Origin of the sequence: Paenibacillus dakarensis (assembly GCF_001373415.1) — a bacterium.
Lineage (GTDB): Bacteria > Bacillota > Bacilli > Paenibacillales > Paenibacillaceae > Paenibacillus_AQ > Paenibacillus_AQ dakarensis.
In genome coordinates, this window is the sequence record NZ_CDSE01000006.1 from 1 (window position 1) to 18,778 (window position 18,778).

Here is an 18,778-nt window from a genome sequence, read left to right on the forward strand (position 1 = left end):
TTTTTTATGTAGAAGGTATAATCCATCTCTGATCTTCCTACTCCCTTAGAATAGGAGGTTTGAAAACAGGCAATAATTGCTGTTAGAAAGGTGGGAATAAGCATGTTAAGAAAAATAGCTGTAATAACCTCTGTCATTATATTGATTTCAGCAGGAGCTCTAACTGCAAATCTATTAGCGGATTCCAGTAGTGAATCTAGTAATAAAGGGATGGCCTTGAGCCCTGAATTAAGTGTTCCAGAACAGTCATCATCAGACTCTACAGGTGCAAATGATCGCTCTAGTCCCTATAAACGAAGGTAGAGATTTTCGATTTTGGCAGGAGAGCCCGAAAGGGATGAGCCGAAGCTGAACCTGGTCTACCAATATTTTAAGTCCGCAGCCAAGTAACATCGATAGAGCTGACAAGCAAGATCATGATATAGTAGATAGCAAATACTCTATTAGATGATGCAAAGGGATGCTGAAGAATGAACTATAAAATGATTGTGCTTGATCTGGATGATACACTGCTTCAGGATGACGGAACCATCTCGGCTCGTAACAAGCGGGCTTTAATGGCGGCACAGGAGGCGGGTGTCAAAGTCGTATTAGCTTCAGGACGACCAACCTATGCTATGAGGGCACTTGCTGAAGAGCTGGAGCTTGAACGATTTGGGAGCTTTATTTTGTCGTTCAACGGGGCGAAGATCATAAACTGGAAGACGCAGGAGGAGCCTTTTAGCAGTACACTAACCCCTCAGATGGCACATGACCTGTATAAAATGAGTGTGGAAGAAGGCGTATCTGCGCTCACTTATGTAGGTGATGAGATTATTACGGCATCGGCCAATGAGTACACAGCGGTTGAAGCGGAGATTACGGGAATGAAGGTTGTGGAAGTGTCCAGCTTCGAGGAAGCTGTGCAGGTGCCAGTGGTTAAGGTGCTTATGGTGGCTGATCCGGAACGGTTAGTTGAAGTCGAGCAGAAATTGAAAGTGCAAATGGCGGGACAACTGAATGTAATGCGCTCGAAGCCCTTCTTCCTGGAGTTTACCGAGGATGGCGTGAATAAGGGAACCAGCCTGAATCATCTGATCCAGCAGCTTGGTATCGAGCGTTCTGAGGTGATTGCGATGGGCGACGGGTACAATGATGTGGCCATGATCGAATTTGCAGGTCTTGGTGTTGCTATGGGCAATGCACCGGAGGAAATCAAACAGATGGCCGACTATGTTACGGATACAAATATGAATGATGGCGTAGCCAAGGTCGTTGAAGAATTTATTTTAAAAGAACTGGCCTTGACTGTTTAATGATTGCTTCATAGATATGAGCTAAAAACGCCTGTTCGGGCGTTTTTTTATTATATCGTCATGCAGTAAAGGCCATAATTAAAACCATACCAACTGTAAAGGATGAAGATCTTTGTCTAAATCAATCGTAGAGAAGCTGAAGCTGAACAAATATAAGCAGGCTGCCGTATTGAATCAGCCGGAGGGAACGGATTATTTGGCGGAGCTGACGAACTATGATACAGAGATCAAGGAGCCGGCTTATGATCTTATTTTTGCTTTTGTATTGGACATGGAGTCTTTGAAGGAGCTTGTTCAGCGAGTCATTGAAGGTAAGCATCTGCACCCGGGCGGATATCTGTTTGCGGCCTATCCGAAAAAGGGAAATAAAGTGTATGACACGTTTATTCACCGCGACGATCTGCTATCGGGTCTGGGTAGTGATGAAGAAGGGTATATAGGGACAAGCCCGATTAAATTTGCGCGTATGGTCGGGCTGGATGAGGTGTTTACCGTGGTTGGGTTTAAGGAGGATGCCAAGGGTAAAAATAAAACGTCCACCAAGGCCAGCCAGTGTGTGGATGACTATATCTCCCTCATCCCAAGCATTGAGAAGGATTTGGCGGATACGCCTGATCTGCTAGCCTTGTACCAATCACTCACCCCCGGATACCGCAAGGACTGGGCCCGCTATGTGTATAGTGCGAAACAAGAAGCAACCAGAGCCAAACGCCGGGAAGAAATGAAGATGATTCTGCAAGCTGGTTATAAGACCCGCGAATTATACCGCAAAGATCGAATACAAACACCATCTAATTCTGTTTAGAGTGCACCTCTTAGAATGGACATTGGAATTACCCCTGGGTATATTCTGATGTAATTCTAGAAGGTGTATTTTTTATGCCAGCGAAAAACAACAGTGAAAGGAAGAATGATCGGCATTCGAAGTGATGCTTGGACTGGGCAGGTGTTTTTCAATTAAGCAGGGATTTTTAATCATTCAAATCTGTAACAATGGTGTAAAATGGAATAGATTTATGTCTGTGAACTCATACAAAAGGGAGTTGAGGATCATCTTTTACATAGCTGCGCCTTACATTTTAATGCTGGGGATAAGCCTCGTTGTCTTCAGTGGTCTTTGGGTTGTGGACTCTTATGATTCGTATGTTATATATCCGGGGGAAGTGTCTGTCTATTTGGCTATAGGCATAGGTTTGATCATTGCCGCGTACATGATCATCCAGATTGAAAGAAAGCGGGCCGAGAGCACGAATAATGTAACGATTGGATCAGGAACGGGCAAGGATAACCGGATTATCATCAATAAAATGTGGAGACAAAAAGATACAATCGGTGCTGTCATGGTCATTCTTATCATTCTTTTACTGGTTTCCATGTTCATTTTTAAGAGTGATATGCCGTATCAGCTGCTGAAGCTCGTGACACTCTTGGGCATGGCCGGATTTTCGTTTCTTTATATTGTACAGGATGATGGCAAGGAGAATGAGGAGGATGATCTTACACCCGAAAGTCTTAAAGTGCAGAGATTCCTGCGCTTGATTGATTACAGGGAACATCCCTTCAGCTTAGCCCTGATCCTGTTCATCCTGGTTGTTCTGACATTCATACTATCCAAGCATTTCGGATTAGAGCTGTACTTCGAAATGAGCGGTAACCCGAGATATGTCATGAGTTTACCCTCGGGAATGCGGCTTATAGCAGCATTAATATTTGCTTGCGGGTTTCTCTATATGATTCAGCACTGTGATTTCCTCGGCATCCGTCATGCCAAGCAGGGTGAATACAAGCTGATGCAGATTCATTTTTTGGAGATTATCCTTTTGGGAGCGGTTTTCTTGATATGGCTCGTCATCCTGATTGAGGCGCTATTTGAAAAGTATTAATAAGATCAACCTTACATCTTCATTCTCACCATTGAACGATCCGGAGAAGATAAACGTATTATCGTTATAGATCCGAACGAGGGAAGGGTGAGGAAATGCTTACGATCAAGCATTTTACGAAGAGTTACAAGGGTGGCAAAAAAGCGGTAGATGACCTGAGCTTAGTGGTGGAACGGGGTGATATTTACGGCTTCATCGGCCATAATGGCGCAGGGAAAACAACGACGCTCCGATCGGTCGTGGGTGTGCTGGATTTTGAAGAGGGTGAAATTGAAATCGACGGCATCTCGATCCGCAAAGATCCTGTAGCCTGTAAAGCGGTGACTGCATACATACCGGACAACCCGGATATTTATGAACATCTGACAGGTATCCAGTACTTGAATTTCATTGGTGATCTTTATGGGGTATCCAAGGCCAATCGCGAGCTGCGCATTCACAAGTATGCTGATGATTTTCAGCTTACCCCTCATTTAGGCGACATCATCTCATCTTATTCTCATGGAATGAAGCAGAAGCTGGCCATTATATCAGCCTTAATCCATAAACCGAAGCTGCTTGTGCTGGATGAGCCTTTTGTCGGCCTTGATCCGAAAGCAGCCCATACGCTCAAGGAAATCATGGCAGAGCTGTGCCGAAACGGCAGTGCGATTTTTTTCTCGACCCATGTGCTTGATGTAGCAGAGAAGCTGTGCAACAAGATCGCGATTATCAAAGCGGGAAAACTGATTACTCACGGGAAGACAGAGGACGTTAAGGGCGATCACAGTCTTGAAGACGTATTTCTGGAGCTGATCAACAATGATTAATATATGGAGATTAACCAGAATACAGCTGCTTTCTTCCTTTGGCTTGAACCAGGCGCTGCATACCTGTGATGTCAAAGAAAAACGTAAATGGATACTCATGAGTGTTGGGATGCTGGCAAGCATGGTGGTGATCGTTGGAGCATCATTTGGCTACAGTTACGGGATGGCCATGGCTTTTGAACAAATGGGGCGTATGGATCTGCTGCTTGCGATCATGATGGCGGTAACGTCGCTTGTCGGATTCTTCACTACGGTTTACAAGGCTGGCGATGTGCTGTTCAACTTTAAGGACTACGACCTGGTCATGTCCCTGCCCGTGCGAACGAGCGATGTTGTAGGAAGCCGTGTGCTTCAGCTTTATGTGCTAAATATATTTTTCAGTTTGATCGTGATGGTGCCGGCAGGTGCGGTATATGCGATAAAAGTAAATCCGGGCGCTTTATATTATTTGTTTTTTCTCATCACGCTCTTATTCATTCCGCTAGTTCCGATTATTGCTGCGACCATCATCGGTGCGCTGATCAGCTGGTTCTCCTCCCGCTTTAAGAGCAGCCGATTGATCAGCATCATCCTTACCTTTGCTGTCGTTATCGTCTTTATGTTAGGTTCATTCCGCATGGAGGGAAATGAGCAGCTTCTGACAGACATGGGGATACAAATGGCCGACATGATATTCAATCTGTATCCTCTGACAGCGATGTATGTGGATGCGGTTTGCTCTTATCAGCTGGCTCCGCTGTTGTTATTCATAGCGATATCCGTGCTTGCATTTATGCTGTTTACCTATGTACTCGGAACCCGGTTCAAAGCGATACATACCGGCTTAACGACCTCACATACCAGCAGTAAGTATCAAATGAAGGAGCTGAAAACCTCATCGGCTTTTCAAGCCTTATATAAGAAGGAGCTGCGCCGGTATAGGAGCTCTTCCTTATATGTCCTGAACACAAGCATTGGAATGGTGCTGCTGCTAGTGATGTCGATATCCTTATTGTTCGTTGATGCAAAGTCGCTGGGGCAGATGCTTGAGATTCCTGAATTGTCAGACTATTTAAGCAGACTGGCACCGCTGTTCGTATCCTTATTCATTGCTCTCAGCTGCACAACATCCAGTTCTATTTCGCTCGAGGGCAGCAATCTATGGATTTTAAAAAGTGCACCTGTCTCCAAATCGACCATTCTGTTCAGTAAAGTAGCGGTGAATTTGACAGTTACTGTACCCATATTGCTGGTAAGCGGTGTGCTGCTCATGATCTCCCTGCGTACTGGCTGGCTGGAGAGTATACTTCTGCTGGTGATTCCTGTGCTCTATGCTTGTTATACAGCCATGGTCGGTGTACTTGTGAACTTGAAGCTGCCTAATTTCACATGGACAAGTGAAGTGACGGTCATTAAACAGAGTGCGGCGGTGCTCGTATCCATGCTGATCGGCTTTATCAGTCTGGTGATTCCTGCTGGAGCGGCTGTTGTTCTGTCTGACATCCATGCCCATGCCCTGCTCCTGGGGATCGCATTCCTTATGATTGCAGCCTGCGGCCTGCTCTACGGGTATATCCATAAACATGCGGAGCGGCTGTTTCAGGCTCTCTAGCCATGCAGTTACATCTTTCGTGTAAATATTGGGAAGGCTGTTTAGAGCGAAACTTTTGTCCCGCTCTTTGCGTTGATAAACCTGTGAACAGAAACAACAATACACGAAGGAGCTTTACATCATGAAAAAACAACCATTCACACTTATGTTAGCTATTCTGCTCATGCTGGCAATCAGCGCATGTTCCGGTGATAAGGCCGAGCCTGTTGAAGCCACTGTACCTGTAAAGGAAATGGTCGATAAAATGCTCACGGATATCCAGCAGCCCAAATTGATGGAACTGGACGACGAAACCGTAAAGCAGCAGTATCATCTGGACCCGGCATTGCTTGAAGAATATTCGGTTCGTATTCCATTGATGAATGTAAAATCAAACGAAATTTCTGTCCTTAAGGTGAAAGACGCGAAAGATCTGCCTGCGGTAGAGGAAGCCGTTAAACAACGTGCCGCAGACGTACAGAAGTCATTCGAGCAGTATCTGCCGGACCAGTACGAGAATGCCAAGAACTATAAACTCGTTACCAAAGGAAACTATGTGCTGTTCGTCATCTCTGAAGAAGCCGATGCGCTTGTGAAGTCATTCGAAAGTTTCTTCGTTCAAAAGTAGTCTTGTATGCTATTTAGCAGCCTTCTGTTCCTGTTTGTATTCCTGCCGCTTGTTCTTGCGCTGTATTTCATTTCGCCCTGGCGCATGAAGAATCTAATGTTATTCCTAAGCAGCCTCATATTTTATGCGTGGGGAGAGCCTGTCTACATTGTAATCATGCTCATCTCCACCATAACAGACTACAGCTTCGGTCTCCTTCTTGGCAGGCCGGGGCTAAGTGCTGTTCAGCGGAAGTGGATTGTCATCAGCTCCATGGTCATCAACCTGGGGCTGTTATCGTACTTTAAATACGCCGACTTTCTCATTGCCAATGTAAATGGACTGCTTGGAACCCATATTCCATTAACGGAATTGCCGCTGCCGATCGGAATCTCGTTCTATACCTTTCAATCGATGTCCTACATCATAGACGTCTACCGCGGAACGGCAAAAGCGCAGCGGAACTGGATCGACTTTGGTACGTTTGTTGCTCTATTTCCGCAGTTGGTTGCGGGTCCCATCGTTCAGTACAACTCCATTGCAGAGCAGCTGCGGGGGCGTACCGTGAATATCGGGAAATTCGCACAAGGGGTTCGTCGTTTTACCGTCGGCCTGGCCAAGAAGGTGCTGCTTGCCAACAATATCGGTCTGCTATGGGATACCATTTCAAGATCAGACCTGGACAACTTGCCTATGCTCACGGCATGGCTCGGCATCCTTGCGTTCGCGTTCCAGATTTACTTCGATTTCAGCGGCTATTCCGATATGGCGATTGGCCTGGGCCTTATGCTCGGCTTCGAGTTTAACGAAAACTTTAACAAGCCGTATACCGCACAAAGTATTACAGATTTCTGGCGCAGATGGCATATATCGCTGAGCAGCTGGTTTCGGGATTATGTCTATATTCCGCTGGGCGGGAACCGGCGGGGGCTTGGCATTCAAATCCGCAATATTCTGATTGTGTGGATACTGACAGGGGTGTGGCACGGAGCAAGCTGGAACTTTATGCTGTGGGGGCTGTACTTTGGCGTTATCCTCATCTTCGAAAAATGGTGGGGACTGGGCTTGCTCAGCCGCTTACCACGCTTCATCAGGCATCTGTATGCTATCCTGCTGATCCTTGTCGGATGGGTGCTGTTTGCTTTTGAGGAACTGCCCACGATGCTGAGCTACATACAAGCGATGGCTGGGCTCAACCATCAACCGCTGCTGGACAGTACGACGGTATATTTTGCGTACACAAACGCGATCCTGCTTATCGTCTTGGTGATGGCATCGATCCCAAGGAAGCCAATGATAAAGCATGAAGCCAGGCATCTCTTCTCGCTGATCGGTTATGGCTTACTGTTCTTCCTGTCGGTTGCCTACCTGGTAGAGGCTACATTTAACCCGTTCCTATATTTCCGATTCTAAGAGGAGGCAGAAGACCCATGAAGCAAAGAGCAGACCGGATACTCGTTGTAGGCTTTATTATCACGCTGTTTCTCATGTTCATAACCTTTCTCGTCCTCCCTAAAGAGCACTTCTCCGAATTGGAAAATCGCGTACTGCAGAGCGCCCCGCAGCTGACCTGGGACAATCTGTTGTCCAAGAAATTTGCGGAGGATGCGGAAAGCTTCGTAACCGACCAATTTCCGTTTCGCCCGAAATGGCTGAGCGTGAAATCCACCGCTGAACAGCTGCGGCTGCAGCGGGAGAATAACGGAATATACAGGGGGAAAGACGGCTATTTGTTTGAGAAATTCACCGAGCCGGATTACTCGAAGGTTGAATCGTATGCGGAAGCGATCCGGAGGTTTGCGGCCAGCCATCCTGATGTGAACACCACGCTTATGCTCGCGCCGAACTCCGTTGGGATGTACGAGGACCGCTTACCATGGCTTGCTCCGAGCTACCCTCAGTTGAAGGTAAGTCAATATGTCGCAGGTGTTATGGGGGATCATGTGTCTTTTCTGGATGGGTTTACATTCCTTAGTCCTCACGCTTTGCAGCCGATCTACTACCGGACCGATCACCACTGGACAACGTACGGTGCTTATCTTGCCTATGCAGCATATGCCGGGCAGATGGGCTGGAAGCCCTTGTCCAAAGACGATTTCCATATTCATACGGTGAGCACTTCATTCCTGGGGAGCTATCATACGAGAAGCCAGTTTAGCGGTGTGAAGCCGGATTCGATTGAAGTTTACAAGCCCAAGCGACCGGTATCGACTGAAATGTATATCGCAGATTCGGGTGAAACATTAACGAGTATGTATGACGAGCTTTTTTTAGCCAAAAAAGATAAGTACTCCTACTTCCTGGGCGGGGTTCATGCGCTGATGAAGCTTACCAGTAAGCTTGACCCGACGTTTGTTCAGCAGGAGAAGCTGTTAGTGATTAAAGATTCTTACGCGCATAATGTCATCCCGTTCCTGACGCTCCATGTGCCCGAGATCCATGTGATCGACCTGCGTTATTATAACGGCAGCATCAGCGAATATATGTCCGAGAATAGAATAAAGGATGTGCTGATGCTTTTTAATACGGCGACGTTCGTGGACAACTCGGCGCTTCTGAAGCTGGATGCCAGGTAATATAAGGGCCTAACTTTTTAAGAAAGGGGCTCCTCCGGCAAAATCACTTCAATATAACGCGGCATCACGCGAAGATCAATCGGTAAGGGAGGGCCTTCTTCGCCGTCTACATTCGTCATCACCGACTGCGGAGAGCTTACATGGACATGTTTTGCCGTAAAGTAAATGACATCCGAATGATTCTTTAAGCTGCCAAGGAGCAGGGAGAGACTTACCGAAATGGTGCTGAATATACTCAGGTCTTTAATAATAAAGCAATGAAGAAGACCGTCATCGACCTCCGCATCGGGAGCCAGCTTCTCAAATCCGCCAACCGAGTTGGTCAACGCCGTGAGGAACAGCCTGGATTCACCTTCCCAGACCTTATCATCATAACGAATGCGAAGGGGATGAACGGGGGTGTTCATCAGTTCCTTGAAACCCTCCTTCAAATAAGCAAAAGCACCCAACCTGGATTTATCTTTTGATGATACCGAGGATAGGGATTGCGCAATTGAACCGGCAGCAATCACATTCACAAATAACTGCTCGTTGACGCACCCTAAGTCCACTTTCTGTATTCGGGACGAACGGAGAGCTTGAATGGCCTGCTCGGGATCAAGCGGGATATGCAGCGCACGGGCAAAATCATTAACGGTACCGAGAGGAATCACACCAAGCTTCGGGCAATGAGGCTGGTCGATGAGTCCATTAATGGTTTCATGCAGCGTACCATCGCCGCCGATCGATACGACCAGGCTAAAGCCTTGCTCACATGCATTGACACAGAAATGAGTAGCATCCCGTTCTTTTTCCGTTTCACGAACCGTCACGCTGTATCCTTGGCTACGTAAAATCTCTGTGGTGTCTTCTAGATAATTTACAGCTTTCTCTTTACCTGAAGAGGGATTAATAATGACCAGGGCCTGTTTCATAGACATGTTCCTCTCTTTTGTTATAACTGCAGGGCCTTCACAAGGCAGCTATTTACTAATTACCCAAAAGGGAAGAGGTGGAACTTTCTAGATACCAAGTTATTTTGATATCCTAAAATATCCCATATTGTGCTACACTGGAAAGAAAAAAAGATAGGGAGGCGTTTATTTGCTCGGACGAAGCGGAAATCCAACACTGAATGAAGAAACATTTGAAAGAAGCAGGAATTATAGCGACCAAGAGCTGATGACGATTGGCGGAACGGTGAATAAATCGTTCATGCTGCTGGCACTGCTGATTGGAGCGGCTGTTGTTTCCTGGGTTATGTTTTTTAACGGTTACAATGTGTATCCGTTTATCATCGGCGGGGCGATTACGGGCCTGATTCTTGCACTCATCATCAACTTTGCCCAGAGAACAGCACCTTTTCTGGCACCGATCTACGCGGTGGTCGAGGGATTGCTGCTCGGAGCCCTATCTGCGAATTATGAATCCTTGTATTATGGCATTACCATGCAAGCGGCCTTATTAACGATGTGTATATTCCTGGGCATGCTGATCGCGTATAAGCTAGGTTTGGTTAAAGCGACTGCAGGCTTCAAGAAAGGTGTCATCGCGGCTACGATTGGCGTGATGCTTGTGTATCTGCTCAGCATGGTGCTTAGATTGTTTGGTGTAGCAGTTCCTTTCCTGCATGAAAGCACTACGATCGGAATTGGAATTTCAATCGTGATCATCATCATCGCGGCGCTGAACTTTGTACTCGACTTTGACTTTATCGAACAAGGCGCTCGCAGCGGAGCACCGAAGTATATGGAGTGGTACGGCTCCTTCGGCCTGCTGGTTACACTCGTATGGTTATATCTCGAAATTATCCGTTTGCTTGCCAAGCTGGCAAGCCGGGATTAATGGAATAGAACGCATTACAATCTGAATCGCTGACCGGGGATATCCCAGGTCAGCGATTCTTTTTGTTAAATGGCAGGCTGCTCATCCATGTATCATGAATTGAATAATAAATTTTCCTGGGAAAACCCTATAAAGATTCAAACTTGTGTTTATATAGAGTAGAGTAGTTAAGATTAGTTAAGAATAACCAACTTGCCTGAAGAAGGAGATTACCGTGACAGATCATAAACCAAAGATAGATGCAGGATGGAATTTTGACAACAGCTATGCAGAGCTGCCGGACCTTATGTATACAAGACAGGAGCCCGTTCCTGTACGAAGCCCCCGGATTATTGCATTCAACCGTCCACTGGCTGAGTCGCTTGGGCTGAATGTGGAGGCGCTGCAGACGGATGAGGGAGCAGCGGTATTTGCCGGCAACAAGATTCCGCCGGGAGCTGATCCCTTGGCTCAGGCTTATGCCGGTCATCAGTTTGGTCACTTTACGATGCTTGGGGATGGGCGCGCAGTTCTGCTTGGCGAGCAGATCACGCCTAAGGGCAAGCGTATGGATGTGCAGCTCAAGGGATCTGGCCGCACTCCGTATTCGCGCGGGGGCGATGGCCGGGCGGCGATCGGCCCGATGCTGCGTGAATATATTATCAGCGAAGCGATGCATGCCCTTGGCATTCCCACGACCCGAAGTCTGGCTGTAGTCACCACGGGCCAGCCGGTCACCCGTGAGAGAGAACTGCAGGGCGCAGTTCTGGTTCGCGTGGCATCGAGTCATCTGCGTGTCGGCACGTTTCAGTATGCCAGAGGTGCGGGCTCGACCGATAATCTTCGTACATTAGCGGATTACACACTGCACAGACATTATCCGGAGGCACGCCCTGGTGAAGACGGGAACCGGTATCTGTTATTACTGCAGGAAGTGATTAAACGTCAAGCGGCTCTGATTGCCAAGTGGCAGCTTGTCGGATTTATTCATGGGGTTATGAACACGGATAATATGACCCTCAGCGGCGAAACCATCGACTACGGGCCATGTGCCTTTATGGATGCATTTGATCCCGCGACGGTATTCAGTTCGATTGATTCCCAGGGCCGTTATGCCTACGGCAACCAGCCTTATATTGCAGCGTGGAATCTTACACGGTTGGCAGAAGCACTCCTGCCGCTATTCCACGAGGATGAGGAAGAGGCTGTTAAGCTGGCAGAGGATGCGCTTGCGCAGTTTTCGGGGCTGTTTCACAATTACTGGCTTGCAGGAATGCGGGCCAAGCTGGGACTCTTTCAAGAAGAGGAGCAGGATGAAGTGCTGATTAGAGAACTCCTTGAAATCATGCAGAAACAAGGTGCAGACTTTACGAACACATTCCGTGCATTAACGCTTAATCAGCCGGAGCGAACGGCACTGGTTGGTACCGCTGAATTCGATTCATGGTATGCGCAGTGGCAGGAGAGACTCGGCCGGCAGCAGGAAACCGAGAAGGAAGCCAAAGAGCTGATGCGCACCAGCAATCCTGCCGTTATTCCTCGTAACCACCGTGTAGAGGAAGCGCTCGAAGCAGCAGAGCAAGGAGACTTCAGCGTGATGGAGCGTCTTCTCGGCGTCCTTGCGAAGCCTTATGCGTACTCGCCTGAACAGGAGGAGTATGCTTCCGTACCTGAGCAGTCCTGTGCTTACCGTACCTACTGTGGAACCTGAGTTAAACCGGATAAGATAAAGAGAATGGGGAGCACAAAATATAGTAAAAGCAGGTGCATGTCATGCACCTGCTTCTTTGATTCCAGATCTTAGCCCTCTACATACGCGACCAGATTCTGGTTAATGATGCTTTCCCATCCGCCGTTCATTACTTCCCGAATGACAGCATGGGGCTGTCCGAACTCTGTCATTTTTGAGGCATCCCAGCCGGAGTGAATCAGTGTAAACTCGGTTTTCTCACGATCAAGTTCCTTCAATTCAAATGCAAGATGCCAGTCTTTCCCCCAATGAAACCCAAGGCGGTGCGGAGGTTCGACTTCAGTTACTTTACAAGGTGAATCTCCGAATTGGCCTGCATGGAGTATGAATTCCTGACCGGCCGCAGGTTCAAGCGTGCTCTCCATCCACCAGGCGGCAAGGCCTTCAGCGGTTGAGACAGCCTTCCATACTTTTTCGATCGGAGCTTGAATAACAACCGTTTTACGGATTTCAGGTATGTTTTGAGTTGGCATATCAATAAACCTCCATAAGTGAAATCAAACACAAATGTGTCTTGATTGATAATAGCATGCCCCGGATCATGTATAAACCATAACTGACCGAGGAATCTTAGATTGAAAATATAATGTATCCAGTACAGTTAGGAATGAGATAGTTAATAGATCGGTTTGCATGAGCATGGTAACATATTTTGATCTCAACAATGAATGGAGTTAATTATGATGTCTAATTTACCTAATTGTCCAAAATGTAATTCCGAATATACGTATGAGGATAGAAATCTGCTGGTATGCCCGGAGTGCGGGCATGAATGGAATCCTGCTGAAGAACAAGAAGCGAATGAAGGCACCAAAGTGATTAAGGACGCGAATGGAAATGTGCTGCAAGACGGCGATTCTGTCACGATCATCAAGGACCTGAAAGTGAAAGGAAGCTCATCCGTTCTGAAGATCGGAACCAAAGTGAAGAATATTCGGCTTGTCGAAGGTGATCATGATATTGATTGCAAGATTGATGGATTTGGAGCCATGAAATTGAAATCCGAATTTGTTAAGAAGATATAGTTTCGTCTTGATTGGGACTTGATATTTGTCATCCTGCCCCCCAGAATAGAAAGAATAGAGGTAAATACAGGGAGCGGGAGGCTGTAAAGATGGACGATGTAATTGCACGAAATAATGTAAAAGTGATCGGAGAAGGACAGAAGACGATAGTTTTTGCTCATGGATTTGGCTGCGATCAGAGCATGTGGCATTACATCGTCCCTTCTTTTAAAGAGAAGTATCAGGTGGTGCTCTTTGATTATGTAGGTTCAGGCAGCTCAGATATAGCTTCATATCAATCAGAGAAGTATAGATCCCTTCACGGCTACGTGCAGGATGTTTTGGATGTTATTGAGGCGCTGAAGCTGCGAGATATTATTTTTATCGGACATTCGGTCAGCTCCATGATTGGAATGCTGGCATCTATAAAGCACCCGGAGTATTTTGATAAATTGATTATGATCGCACCTTCGCCGCGTTATTTAAATGAGGGTGATCATTACCTCGGCGGGTTTGAATTAAGCGATATTCAAGAGCTGATGAATATGATGGAAATGAATTTTGCAGGCTGGGCGGGGTACCTGGCACCGATTGCGATGAACCACCCTGATGTCCCGGCATTAACGGAACAACTGGAGCAGAGTTTTCTATCTGCAGATCCGGTTATCGCCAGGGAGTTTGCCGAAGCAACATTCCTGTCGGATCATCGGAGCGACCTGTCCAGATCCTCGGTGCCTGTCCTGATCCTGCAGTGCTCGGATGACAGCATCGTACCGCTTCAGGTGGGTGAGTATTTACACAGGCACTTGCAGAACAGTACACTTCGGTTGATGGAGGCTAAAGGGCATTATCCCCAGATCAGTCACCCGGGAGAAACGATTGCTTTGATACAGGAGTATCTTCGATAAATAGAATCTGATTATGATTGGATCGAAAGGATATATGAGATAATGAATGATCGTTTGAATTTTATTCCCTGCGGATATGTCTCCATTTCTCAGACCGGAATGGTTACCGAGGTGAACCATACTTTTCTGGAATGGATGGGGTATACGGAGGAAGACCTGGTGCAGAGGCATTTTGAATCAATCATGTCCCCGGCGAACAAACTTATCTTTCATACACATTTTTATCCATATATTCGTTTAAACGGACATGTAGAAGAGTTATTTTTAAGCTTGAAGGACAGCACCGGCCAGTTGATTCCGTTCATCTTGAACGGCAGACGGTTCGAGATCGATGGTGTGGAGGTCATTGACTGCATCCTGGTACAGATGGGCAAACGTATTGATTATGAACGGGAGCTTTGGGCTGCCAAGAACCAGATCGAAAAGGCGTACCTGGAGCAGGAACAGGCTCTTGCAAAGCTGAAAAATATTCATATGGAGATTGAGAAGAAGCAGGCCGAGCTTGTGGAGTACAATGCGACTCTGAAGGAGCTGTCTGTTACGGATAAACTGACGGGACTTAAGAATAGAAGGTTTTTTCAAGAACGGCTGGAGGGATGCATTGCGCGGCATAGCAAGACAGGCCAGCTCTTTTCTGTCCTTATCATCGATATTGATCACTTCAAAAAAGTAAATGACACCTTTGGCCATCAAGCCGGAGATGACGTTCTGAAGCAGCTGGCAGATACGCTCACCGAGCATTCTCATGACAAAGATACAATAGCCCGGCTGGGCGGCGAGGAGTTCGTAATCATCCTGCCAGGCACAGATGCGCATACAGCCAAGTCAAAAGCTGAAGCGCTGCGGTTTGTTGTGGAACATGCTGAATGGAGGATTGTTCATATTACAGTCAGCATAGGAGTCGCAACGATGACATTAGAAGACTCGGACCTTACCCTATTGAACAAGGCGGATCAAGCGCTCTATGTTTCGAAGGAGAACGGGAGAAACCGGGTAACACATTATGAGGATATAAGCAATCTGCACCCTCAGCTTTATATGCTGGACAAATAGGAGAGGGAGCGTCTCGAAAGTAGGTTTCTTGTGCTTTACGAGACAGTTCACTCGAATGAACATGATACGAAAATTAAAGACATGGTGGTGTTAGGGAGGTTACCCCGGCACCGCCATGTCTTTGTTATGTCTATCGCCCCCGCTTCAAAAAGTGGCGGGCGAGCGAAAGCGTCCAGGGACACCAGGCTCATCTTCACAGGCTTTACCAAAGAGTAGTTACGCATTAAAAGGCCAGCCAGAATATTCTGGTTGGCCGTTCTATAGGTGTACTACTATGGCAGCAGCCGGGAGAAAGCTGGAGGTTTAGGGACTCTGCTCCTTTAAAGGAACCGTCTGCTCACTGCCCTCCAATATGCATGTTTCTTTGTGTTTTCTGTTTTTGAATGGATACGCAGCGCCTAATAGCGATAAAAAGAGATCATTTCTCCTGATTAGAAACAAGTAAAAGCCTCAATGCTTGCTAAGCTAATACCGGAGAACACCCATCTGCTCCCTGTCCATCTGAAGCCGGCAACGGACGTGGGACCGACGAATGTAGGGAAGAACCAGAAGCCGAATCCGAATCTTGGCCATATAAAGGTGTTGCGGAACAGGCAGCCCCGAATTGCACCAGGATCAACGGCCAAGGGAGAAACAAGGGGCTTTGGGGGAGGGACCTGCGGGGGCGGAGAGGTAGGTCCCTGCTGCTGTCCCTGAGGTCCAAACGGCGGCATAAAAGCCATGAGAAGATCACTCCTTGAAGTTGGTTGTAAACGTCATTTGTTGCAAAACACTTTGGATAGTAAGGATTTAAGCGGTGAGCAGGCAGTCGTTGATTCTAAAGATAGAGCAGGGTAATTACGAGAAGCTCATAGAGAACAAGGGGAAGAATCACACTGGAGAACGGCGATAAAGCGCGTTGCCCGCTTGTTGCTTGCAGTCTCAGGTAGAGGATGCCCCGATCGCAATGCATTATCATACCCTCGAAGGTTTCCCCATCAAGCGTTTCGACGCGAACATGTTGATTTCTATGCTGATTGCATAGATTGTGGATGTGATCTCTATTCGACTTCAAGGTTTGCGGATGATCGGGACGGGCTTGATACAAGAGCTGCTCTTGATGGCCATAGCCCTGTTGCTGAATACTCATCATTTAGTCCTCCATATCTCTGGGTAAAAATCTCTTACTGAATGGTCTGTTGCCTTACCATATGCAGAAGCCCATCTGAGTGTTCCTGAGATGAAGGATAGTGGAATTTGAGGCATTTTCCCTAAAAAGAGAGCTGCCCATAAGGTTATTCTGCTTCACGGGTCATGGACCTGTGTACTATTCCTTCCATACGAAAAGCCGCCATCTCTGGAAAGCATGGCGGCTCGAATAAAAGCGTGTTATTTAATTTCAATGCGGCGTTTATCCGATTCTGTTGGGGTCAGCTTAGGCATTTCGATCTTAAGAACCCCGTTATCGAACTTAGCTTCGATCTCCTCTTCATTTACGTTAGGAAGATGATATTGGCGTACGCATGATCCGGAGATACGCTCGCGGCGGATATAAGAGCCTTCATCATCCTTCTCGTCCTGCTCTTCTTCGCGGGACGCTTTGATAGTCAGCATATCATTATGATAATCGATCTCGATTTGTTTTTTATCGTAGCCTGGCAGATCAACGGACAATTCATACTCTTTATCCGTTTCCTTAATATCCGACGAAAATAACTGATTGCCTCGTCTCGAAAAGATATCGAAATCATCCCAATCGAATAACGACGGCCAATTGCTGGAGAGTTGATGTTCTTTCTTAGCTGCAGGAAACCATTTCATGATACATACCTCCATATTAAAAGTTATTTACAGAATATAATTACCCTCCATATTTTCTTTTAAAAAATCCAAATACAGGATATATGAAAGGGCAGAAATGGCAGGAATGACTCGTATCCACAGCGTCTTTCGAGCAGCAAGAGAGGCCGCCCGGAAGATCCAAGATCTTGTGGGCGGCCTCTCTATATTTTCGCTAAAATTTCAAAATGCCTGAGGTATGCAGCAGCACCAGCAATACGAGAACAGGCGCTATATAACGAAGCGTGAACAGCCAAACCTTGAACCAGCCAGCCTTGAGACCAGCGGCATCGGCTGCACCCTTCCAGTAGTACCCGGCGAAAATCGTTGTCACAAGTCCTCCGATAGGCAGCAGAATGTTGGAAGTAATGAAATCGACCCAATCAAAGAAGGACTTGCTTCCGATCGTGGTCAGGGAGTCTATCATGCCGAACGAGAGGACGGATGGCAGACCGATGATTAGAAGCACCACACCGCATATAATAACAGCCTTCGTACGGCTGAAGCGCCAGCGTTCCATTACATAGGCTACCGGGACCTCAAGCAGAGAGACTGCTGAAGTCAAAGCCGCAATGGCCAGCAGGATGAAGAACAAGCCTCCGAAGAATGAGCCTAAAGGCATTGCCGAGAATGCCGCCGGAAGGGCCACGAATACAAGGGACGGACCTGCATCCGGTGCGATGCCGAACGAGAAGGTGGTCGGGAATATAATAAGGCCTGCAATGAGTGCATAAATAAGATCGCCGACACCGATAGCAACCGTTGCTGGTCCCAAGGATTGACGCTTATCTACATAGGCACCATAGGTAAGCAGGATACCCATGCCCAGCGACAGGGAGAAGAAGGCATGTCCCAATGCGACAAGTGCAGCCTCAGCAGACAGCTTAGAGAAATCAGGATTAAGGAAGAAGGATACACCTTCTCCTGCCCCGGGAAGTGTTACTGCCCGAATCATAAGAATGATAAGAAGGATAACGAGTCCGGGGATCAGCACTTTGTTGAATTTTTCAATTCCTCCGGAAATCCCCTTGCCTACAACAAACATGGTAAGCGCGATCGCAGCCGTCTGCCATACCAAAGGCATATAGCCGCCGGTAAAGGCTGTAAACTGACTGCCGAAATCGGCGTTAGTGAACAGTTTTCCAGTGAAGGACTGAACCGCATAGTGAAGTGTCCAGCCCGCGATGATGGTGTATATGGACAAAATGATAAAAGGAGTAATGACTTGAAGTAATCCAAATGGTGCAAATGCAGTAGGCCCGCCGGCTTTCACATAGGAGGTAGCGGCGCTGCCACGGCCAGCACGGCCAATCGCAAGCTCAGCCAGTAGTACGGGCAGACCGATAATAATCAGGCAGATGATAAATAGCAGGAAGAAGGCGGCTCCTCCATGCTCTCCGGTTATGTACGGGAACTTCCACATATTTCCCAGTCCGACAGAGCTGCCGATAGCAGCGAGAATGAAGCCCGTTGAAGAAAAACGATCGTTTTTACGGGGTGCTGATGATTTCCCTGGTTGCAAGCTCATAATTATTCCCCCAGTCGTATGAGTATAAATTATTCTTTATATTCTAACTCTAAATTCTATAAGATGGATAGAAATATTGATTTATAATTATTACCATATATAGAAGGGGATGTTTGATAGAATGCATGAAATCAACGTTGATCATACGACGGGTGCAGCACACAAGGCAAGCTG

General features: G+C 47.0%; 20 protein-coding genes. 14 read left to right on the forward strand and 6 right to left on the reverse strand.

Annotated elements, in window-relative coordinates:
• The first annotated feature begins 102 nt into the window (after positions 1-102).
• The 9 genes from BN1234_RS22080 to BN1234_RS00175 all read left to right on the forward strand — a co-directional run bounded on the left by BN1234_RS22080 (position 103) and on the right by BN1234_RS00175 (position 8,740).
• Positions 103-303: a hypothetical protein gene (locus BN1234_RS22080; protein WP_156337084.1), complete on the forward strand. Its 201-nt coding sequence runs from the start codon at positions 103-105 to the stop codon at positions 301-303.
• 167 nt (positions 304-470) lie between these two features.
• Positions 471-1,295: a Cof-type HAD-IIB family hydrolase gene (locus BN1234_RS00140; RefSeq protein WP_054954642.1), complete on the forward strand. Its 825-nt coding sequence runs from the start codon at positions 471-473 to the stop codon at positions 1,293-1,295.
• A 112-nt stretch (positions 1,296-1,407) separates the two neighbouring features.
• Positions 1,408-2,100, forward strand: a complete 693-nt coding sequence (locus BN1234_RS00145) for a YdeI/OmpD-associated family protein (RefSeq protein ID WP_054954643.1) — start codon at positions 1,408-1,410, stop codon at positions 2,098-2,100.
• A 370-nt stretch (positions 2,101-2,470) separates the two neighbouring features.
• Positions 2,471-3,178 (forward strand): hypothetical protein, encoded by a 708-nt coding sequence (locus tag BN1234_RS00150; protein ID WP_170307948.1) that lies wholly within the window; start codon positions 2,471-2,473, stop codon positions 3,176-3,178.
• Between the two features lie 95 nt (positions 3,179-3,273).
• Positions 3,274-3,987 carry an ABC transporter ATP-binding protein gene (locus BN1234_RS00155; protein ID WP_054954645.1) on the forward strand — a complete coding sequence of 238 codons (714 nt, stop codon included), beginning with the start codon at positions 3,274-3,276 and terminating at the stop codon, positions 3,985-3,987.
• Complete coding sequence (locus BN1234_RS00160) at positions 3,980-5,578, forward strand: permease-like membrane multi-spanning protein (protein WP_054954646.1); 1,599 nt, start codon at positions 3,980-3,982, stop codon at positions 5,576-5,578. Before BN1234_RS00155 ends, BN1234_RS00160 begins: the two co-directional genes overlap by 8 nt.
• A 121-nt stretch (positions 5,579-5,699) precedes the next feature.
• Positions 5,700-6,185, forward strand: a complete 486-nt coding sequence (locus BN1234_RS00165) for a DUF4358 domain-containing protein (RefSeq protein WP_054954647.1) — start codon at positions 5,700-5,702, stop codon at positions 6,183-6,185.
• A gap of 6 nt (positions 6,186-6,191) precedes the next feature.
• The gene (locus tag BN1234_RS00170; RefSeq protein WP_054954648.1) at positions 6,192-7,577 is read left to right on the forward strand and encodes an MBOAT family O-acyltransferase; all 1,386 of its coding nucleotides are present in this window, start codon (positions 6,192-6,194) and stop codon (positions 7,575-7,577) included.
• Between the two features lie 17 nt (positions 7,578-7,594).
• The gene (locus BN1234_RS00175) at positions 7,595-8,740 is read left to right on the forward strand and encodes a DHHW family protein (protein ID WP_054954649.1); all 1,146 of its coding nucleotides are present in this window, start codon (positions 7,595-7,597) and stop codon (positions 8,738-8,740) included.
• A 17-nt stretch (positions 8,741-8,757) separates the two neighbouring features.
• On the opposite strand, the gene BN1234_RS00180 is transcribed toward BN1234_RS00175, so the two are convergent.
• Entirely contained in the window at positions 8,758-9,654 is an 897-nt protein-coding gene (locus BN1234_RS00180) for a diacylglycerol/lipid kinase family protein (protein WP_054954650.1), read from the reverse strand.
• A 169-nt stretch (positions 9,655-9,823) separates the two neighbouring features.
• Here BN1234_RS00180 and BN1234_RS00185 point away from each other — a divergent pair, with 169 nt between their 5' ends.
• Positions 9,824-10,564 (forward strand): Bax inhibitor-1/YccA family protein, encoded by a 741-nt coding sequence (locus BN1234_RS00185; RefSeq protein ID WP_054954651.1) that lies wholly within the window; start codon positions 9,824-9,826, stop codon positions 10,562-10,564.
• Positions 10,565-10,778: 214 nt separating this feature from the next.
• Complete coding sequence (locus BN1234_RS00190) at positions 10,779-12,254, forward strand: protein adenylyltransferase SelO (protein ID WP_054954652.1); 1,476 nt, start codon at positions 10,779-10,781, stop codon at positions 12,252-12,254.
• Between the two features lie 89 nt (positions 12,255-12,343).
• Here the strand turns inward: BN1234_RS00190 and BN1234_RS00195 are convergent, their stop codons facing one another.
• The gene (locus tag BN1234_RS00195) at positions 12,344-12,766 is read right to left on the reverse strand and encodes an SRPBCC family protein (protein ID WP_054954653.1); all 423 of its coding nucleotides are present in this window, start codon (positions 12,764-12,766) and stop codon (positions 12,344-12,346) included.
• Between the two features lie 210 nt (positions 12,767-12,976).
• Between BN1234_RS00195 and BN1234_RS00200 the strand changes: the two genes are divergently transcribed.
• The 3 genes from BN1234_RS00200 (at position 12,977) to BN1234_RS00210 (ending at position 15,258) form a co-directional block, all read left to right on the forward strand.
• Entirely contained in the window at positions 12,977-13,318 is a 342-nt protein-coding gene (locus BN1234_RS00200; protein WP_054954654.1) for a zinc ribbon domain-containing protein YjdM, read from the forward strand.
• 89 nt (positions 13,319-13,407) lie between these two features.
• Positions 13,408-14,205 (forward strand): alpha/beta fold hydrolase, encoded by a 798-nt coding sequence (locus BN1234_RS00205; RefSeq protein ID WP_054954655.1) that lies wholly within the window; start codon positions 13,408-13,410, stop codon positions 14,203-14,205.
• A gap of 42 nt (positions 14,206-14,247) precedes the next feature.
• Complete coding sequence (locus BN1234_RS00210) at positions 14,248-15,258, forward strand: sensor domain-containing diguanylate cyclase (RefSeq protein WP_054954656.1); 1,011 nt, start codon at positions 14,248-14,250, stop codon at positions 15,256-15,258.
• Positions 15,259-15,689: 431 nt separating this feature from the next.
• On the opposite strand, the gene BN1234_RS00215 is transcribed toward BN1234_RS00210, so the two are convergent.
• From BN1234_RS00215 to BN1234_RS00230, 4 genes are all read right to left on the reverse strand, one after another.
• Positions 15,690-15,980: a hypothetical protein gene (locus BN1234_RS00215; protein WP_054954657.1), complete on the reverse strand. Its 291-nt coding sequence runs from the start codon at positions 15,978-15,980 to the stop codon at positions 15,690-15,692.
• Positions 15,981-16,075: 95 nt separating this feature from the next.
• Positions 16,076-16,387 (reverse strand): hypothetical protein, encoded by a 312-nt coding sequence (locus BN1234_RS00220; protein ID WP_054954658.1) that lies wholly within the window; start codon positions 16,385-16,387, stop codon positions 16,076-16,078.
• A gap of 239 nt (positions 16,388-16,626) precedes the next feature.
• Entirely contained in the window at positions 16,627-17,058 is a 432-nt protein-coding gene (locus BN1234_RS00225; protein ID WP_054954659.1) for an Hsp20/alpha crystallin family protein, read from the reverse strand.
• A 193-nt stretch (positions 17,059-17,251) separates the two neighbouring features.
• Positions 17,252-18,604: a sodium-dependent transporter gene (locus tag BN1234_RS00230; protein ID WP_054954660.1), complete on the reverse strand. Its 1,353-nt coding sequence runs from the start codon at positions 18,602-18,604 to the stop codon at positions 17,252-17,254.
• Between the last annotated feature and the right edge of the window lie 174 nt (positions 18,605-18,778).

Excerpts from the sequence above, each read along its gene's own strand:
- BN1234_RS00160 (WP_054954646.1), top strand. The coding sequence starts at position 3,980 with ATGATTAATATATGGAGATTAACCAGAATACAGCTGCTTTCTTCCTTT.
- BN1234_RS00225 (WP_054954659.1), bottom strand. The coding sequence starts at position 17,058 with ATGAAATGGTTTCCTGCAGCTAAGAAAGAACATCAACTCTCCAGCAAT.
- BN1234_RS00205 (WP_054954655.1), top strand. The coding sequence starts at position 13,408 with ATGGACGATGTAATTGCACGAAATAATGTAAAAGTGATCGGAGAAGGA.
- BN1234_RS00215 (WP_054954657.1), bottom strand. The coding sequence starts at position 15,980 with ATGGCTTTTATGCCGCCGTTTGGACCTCAGGGACAGCAGCAGGGACCT.
- BN1234_RS00230 (WP_054954660.1), bottom strand. The coding sequence starts at position 18,604 with ATGAGCTTGCAACCAGGGAAATCATCAGCACCCCGTAAAAACGATCGT.
- BN1234_RS00170 (WP_054954648.1), top strand. The coding sequence starts at position 6,192 with ATGCTATTTAGCAGCCTTCTGTTCCTGTTTGTATTCCTGCCGCTTGTT.
- BN1234_RS00140 (WP_054954642.1), top strand. The coding sequence starts at position 471 with ATGAACTATAAAATGATTGTGCTTGATCTGGATGATACACTGCTTCAG.
- BN1234_RS00155 (WP_054954645.1), top strand. The coding sequence starts at position 3,274 with ATGCTTACGATCAAGCATTTTACGAAGAGTTACAAGGGTGGCAAAAAA.
- BN1234_RS00180 (WP_054954650.1), bottom strand. The coding sequence starts at position 9,654 with ATGAAACAGGCCCTGGTCATTATTAATCCCTCTTCAGGTAAAGAGAAA.
- BN1234_RS00175 (WP_054954649.1), top strand. The coding sequence starts at position 7,595 with ATGAAGCAAAGAGCAGACCGGATACTCGTTGTAGGCTTTATTATCACG.
- BN1234_RS00165 (WP_054954647.1), top strand. The coding sequence starts at position 5,700 with ATGAAAAAACAACCATTCACACTTATGTTAGCTATTCTGCTCATGCTG.
- BN1234_RS00195 (WP_054954653.1), bottom strand. The coding sequence starts at position 12,766 with ATGCCAACTCAAAACATACCTGAAATCCGTAAAACGGTTGTTATTCAA.
- BN1234_RS00200 (WP_054954654.1), top strand. The coding sequence starts at position 12,977 with ATGTCTAATTTACCTAATTGTCCAAAATGTAATTCCGAATATACGTAT.
- BN1234_RS00210 (WP_054954656.1), top strand. The coding sequence starts at position 14,248 with ATGAATGATCGTTTGAATTTTATTCCCTGCGGATATGTCTCCATTTCT.
- BN1234_RS00220 (WP_054954658.1), bottom strand. The coding sequence starts at position 16,387 with ATGAGTATTCAGCAACAGGGCTATGGCCATCAAGAGCAGCTCTTGTAT.
- BN1234_RS22080 (WP_156337084.1), top strand. The coding sequence starts at position 103 with ATGTTAAGAAAAATAGCTGTAATAACCTCTGTCATTATATTGATTTCA.